Below are 4,125 nucleotides of genomic sequence, written 5' to 3' on the forward strand. Positions count from 1 at the left end.
GGCGTGGTGTTCCAGGATTTCCGCCTGCTCGACCACCTCACCACCTACGAGAACGTGGCACTCCCCTTGCGCGTCCAGGGCCGGGCCGAGGCGAGCTACCGCGCCGAGGTGGTCGAGCTGCTGCGCTGGGTCGGATTGGGCGAGCGCATGCACGTGCTGCCGCCGCTGCTGTCGGGCGGCGAGAAGCAGCGCGCGGCGATCGCCCGGGCGCTGATCGCGCGGCCCGACCTGCTGCTCGCCGACGAGCCCACCGGCAACGTCGACCCGAGCCTCGGGCGGCGCCTGCTGCGGCTGTTCCTCGAACTGAACAAGCTCGGCACCTCGGTGATCATCGCCACCCACGATGTCGGCATCATGGATTCCGTCGACGCGCGCCGCATGGTGCTGGGGCAGGGCCGCCTGCGGATCGAGGATTGATGGACGCGACCCGCGACAGGACGAAGCCGCCGCCGGCCCCCGCCGCCGAGCCGGCCCTGCCCCCGGCGCTCCGGCGCAACGCGGCCCTGGTGCCGACCGATTCCGCGGCCAGCCGCTCGCTCGCCGCGGTCATCGCCATCCTCACGTTCCTCGCGGGCCTGTGCGCGGGCGCCGCCGAGATCGTCGCGTCGAGCGCCGGCCAGTGGCAGGGCGCGGTGGCGCAGGAGGTGACGATCCAGGTCCGCCCCGGCCCCGGCCGCGACCTCGACGCCGACATCACCCGGGCCGACGCGATCGCGAAGGCCGAGCCCGGCATCGCGGCGACGCGGGTGTTCTCGAAGGCCGAGGCCGAGCGCCTGCTCGAACCCTGGCTCGGCGCCGGCCTCGACCTCTCGGACCTGCCGGTGCCGCGCCTCATCACCTTGAAGCTCGGGGCGACGCCCGCCGACCTGAAGCACCTGCGTGCGGGGCTCGCCGAGGCGCTGCCGGGGGTCGCGAGCCTCGACGACCACGCGCTGTGGCTGCAGCGGCTCTCGACCGCGGCCAACGCTTTCGTCGGCATCGGCGTCGGCATCGTCGCGCTGGTGCTGGTCGCCACCGGGCTCGCGGTGGCCTTCGCCACCCGCGGCGCGATGGCCGGCAACCGCGAGGTGGTCGAGGTGCTGCACTTCGTCGGCGCCGACGACGACTTCATCGCCCGCGCCTTCCAGCGGCGGTTCTTCGGCCTGGGGCTGCGCGGCGGCATCATCGGCTCGGGCGCGGCGCTCGCCGCCTTCGCGCTCGCCGGCCTCGTCGCGCGCACCTGGCGCTCGGGGCCGGCCGGCGACGAGGTCGAGGCGCTGTTCGGCGCCGTCCGCATCGGCTGGCGGGGCTACGCCAGCGTGCTCGCGATCGGCGTCATCGCCTCGGTGGTCACCGCCGTGATCTCGCGGCTGACCGTGCGGCGCTTCCTGGCCTGAACCCGGCCTCGCGCCGGCGCTCCGCCCCCCCGGAGGGGCTCCGCGCAAGCTCCCCCGTCGCGAAGGCCGGTCACGCCGCAGCGTCCCAGGTCTCGCTGACGCGGCGGCCGTCGCGGGCGAGGTGCGCGCGCAGCACCACGTCGCCCGGCGGCCGCTCGGCGGGGGGGCGCCACTCGACGTAGATGCGCCAGCCCCCGGTCTGCGGGACGGGGGCGGCGACGGGGTCGTGCAGCGTGCCGGCGCTCGCCGAGACCACGGCCGTCATCCCCGCGGCCTGCGCGTCGATCGCGTCGCGCGGCAGGTCCGGCCCGGAAAAGTCGATGCCGTAGAGCCGCCGGCCCGGGCTCGGCGGCTCGGTCGGGCGCAGGCGCTCGGCCGAGCCGACGCGGGTCGAGACCACCCGGGCGAGCGTGCCGGGCAGGACCGGCGTCGGCTCCGCGCCGACCGTGGTCAGGCCGTAGGCGAGCGCGATCGGCCGGCCCGGCAACACCGGCGCGTCCGGCACGAACGCCGCCACGACGTTGTCCATGTATTCCTCGACCGACGGGATCTCGAAGAGCTGCACCGCGCCCGCCGCGAAGGGACCGGGCGCGCCGGCCGCGCCCGCCTCGGGCGCCGGCTCGACCCACAGGCCCGGCCGCGCCTCGTGCCGCGCCTCGACGTCGAGGTAGGCGGAGAAGTTCCGCTCGCGCTGCATCAGCCCGAAGCCGTCGAGCGGCGCGGCGCGGAAGGCCGAGACCTGCGGGTCGCGGCGGCCGTTGACGAGGGGCCGCCACAGCCGCTCGCCGGCGCTGCGCACCACCAGCCCGTCCGAATCGTGGACCTGAGGGCGGAAGTCGTCGAAGGGCTTCGCGCCCCGCGCCCCCGGCCCGTTCTCCCCGTACAGGAACATGCTGGTCAGCGGCGCCAGCCCGAGCTGCGCGATCGGCGTCCGCGGGTGGAGCGCGGCCGTGACCCGCATCCGCGCCGGGTCGCCCGGCGTGATCTCGAAGCGGTAGGCGCCGGCGAGGCTCGGGCTGTCGAGGAGCGAGAGCACGGTGATGGCGCGGGCGTCGTCCTCCGGCTCGCAGATCCAGTGGGCGGTGAAGTCGGGGAACTCCTCACCCGCGGCCGAGCCGGTGCCGATGGCCGCGGCGCGCGCCGAGAGCCCATATTCCTGGCCCTCGCCCCGCAGCCGGAAATACGAGGCGCCGAGGAACACCAGGAACTCCTCCTGGAAGCCCGGCGGCCGGCCGGGCGGCGTCTCGGTCGCGGCAAAGTGCAGGCGGAAGCCGGCAAAGCCGAGCCCGGCCGGGAAGCTTCGGCCGGCGAGCGCCCCGCCGAGATCGAACAGCCCCGGATCGTAGGCGAGGGGCCGCGCGGGGCCGGATCGCGGCTGCACGAAGAGCGCGCAGCGCCTGCGCTGCAGGAAGCCGCGGTGGAAGAGCTGCGCGCTGAAACAGCGCCCGAGGCGCAACGCCGCCGCCGGGCGGAACACGATGGCGCGGTACTGGTCGTAGGTGAGCGCAGCGAGCGGGCCCGGCAGGTCCTCCGGCGGGCCGACGTAGGGCGCAGCGGCCAGCCGCCCGGCCATCGTGGCGACATCCGCGAAGGTCGTCGCCACGCCTCGGGCCCCTTCGCCGGACGCATCTCCCGCCCCTTGGGCCATCGTTCGGGCCCCATTCAGATCGACGACGCTAGGGACGAGGCTGCCGACGGCCGCGGTCAGGGCGGTGCGAAGGACGCGGCGACGGGAGGGGGATTCGGCATCGCCGGGCTCCGCCCGGGCCGGCCGGCCACGTCCCGGCCCGTCACCCCGCGCCGCGCCGTCCCCCGGCTCCCGCGACGGGGGCCGGCCTTCCTCACGCTCGGGTTCGATGCGCTCCATGCCGTCCATGCGTCCCATCACCACGCCGCCCGCCGCCGAATCCGTCCCTCATGTCGAGGCTTGGCAGCTCGGAGGCAAGGACCAAGGCGAGGACGCCGGCAAGGACGTCGGCACGGGAAACGATCCCAAGGGTCTGCTGTGGCGGCGCCTCGCCCTGGCCGTGCCGTCCCTGGCGACGGGGGGGGTGATCGCGGCGCTGGCGGCGCTGGCCTACCCGGCCGAGGGCTGGCTCGCCCGCGTCGTGCTCGTGTTGTTCGCGGTGGTGATGACGTGGCAGTCGTTCGTGGCCTGGCAGTACCTCTACGGCCTGATCGCGGCGGCGCTGGGCGACCGGGCGAAGTCGGCGCTGGAGCGCCGCGCGGAGACGGTGCCGGCCCGCGCCTCCGGCCTGTCGCGCACCGCGGCCGTGGTCGCGATCCACGCCGAGGACGCGGTCGCGGTGTTTTCCGCGCTCCGGGTGATGGCGCGCTCCCTGGCGCGGGAGGACGCGCGGGGCGACGACATCGACCTGTTCGTCCTCTCCGACACCCGCGACGGGGCGATCGCCGCGGTGGAGGAGCACGAATTCGCCCGCATCCAGGCGTGGCGCGAGACCTCCGGCCCCGGCATCCCGCGCATTCGCTACCGCCGGCGCAAGGCGAACACCGGCCGCAAGGCCGGCAACATCGCCGATTTCTGCGCCGGCCACGGGACGGAGTACGACTTCATGATCGTGCTCGACGCCGACAGCCTGATGACCGGGGCTGCGATGCGCCGCCTCGCGCGGCTGATGGAGGAGAGCCCGACCACGGGGCTGATCCAGACCGTCTCGTATGCCGCCGGCCGCGACACCCTGTTCGCCCGCATCCAGCAATTCGCCGTGCGCCTCTACGCGCCGCTGGC

At 75.3% G+C, this 4,125-nt stretch carries 4 protein-coding genes; 3 read left to right on the forward strand and 1 reads right to left on the reverse strand.

The window, feature by feature from the left end:
* Both ACFE86_RS21435 and ACFE86_RS21440 read left to right on the forward strand, forming a co-directional pair.
* A partial coding sequence (locus ACFE86_RS21435) for an ATP-binding cassette domain-containing protein (RefSeq protein WP_375457338.1) occupies nt 1-417 on the forward strand: 417 nt, incomplete at its 5' end.
* Nucleotides 417-1,376, forward strand: a complete 960-nt coding sequence (locus ACFE86_RS21440) for a cell division protein FtsX (protein ID WP_375457339.1) — start codon at nt 417-419, stop codon at nt 1,374-1,376. The genes ACFE86_RS21435 and ACFE86_RS21440, both read left to right, overlap by 1 nt.
* 70 nt (nt 1,377-1,446) lie before the next feature.
* On the opposite strand, the gene ACFE86_RS21445 is transcribed toward ACFE86_RS21440, so the two are convergent.
* Nucleotides 1,447-3,024, reverse strand: coding sequence for a glucan biosynthesis protein (locus ACFE86_RS21445; RefSeq protein WP_375457340.1), 1,578 nt, complete (start codon nt 3,022-3,024; stop codon nt 1,447-1,449).
* A gap of 217 nt (nt 3,025-3,241) precedes the next feature.
* Between ACFE86_RS21445 and ACFE86_RS21450 the strand changes: the two genes are divergently transcribed.
* Nucleotides 3,242-4,125, forward strand: an 884-nt coding sequence (locus ACFE86_RS21450; protein WP_375457341.1) for a glycosyltransferase, incomplete at its 3' end; no start/stop codon positions are given.

The organism is uncultured Methylobacterium sp., from assembly GCF_964244095.1.
Taxonomy (GTDB): Bacteria; Pseudomonadota; Alphaproteobacteria; order Rhizobiales; family Beijerinckiaceae; genus Methylobacterium.

Excerpts from the sequence above, each read along its gene's own strand:
- ACFE86_RS21440 (WP_375457339.1), top strand. The coding sequence starts at position 417 with ATGGACGCGACCCGCGACAGGACGAAGCCGCCGCCGGCCCCCGCCGCC.
- ACFE86_RS21445 (WP_375457340.1), bottom strand. The coding sequence starts at position 3,024 with ATGGCCCAAGGGGCGGGAGATGCGTCCGGCGAAGGGGCCCGAGGCGTG.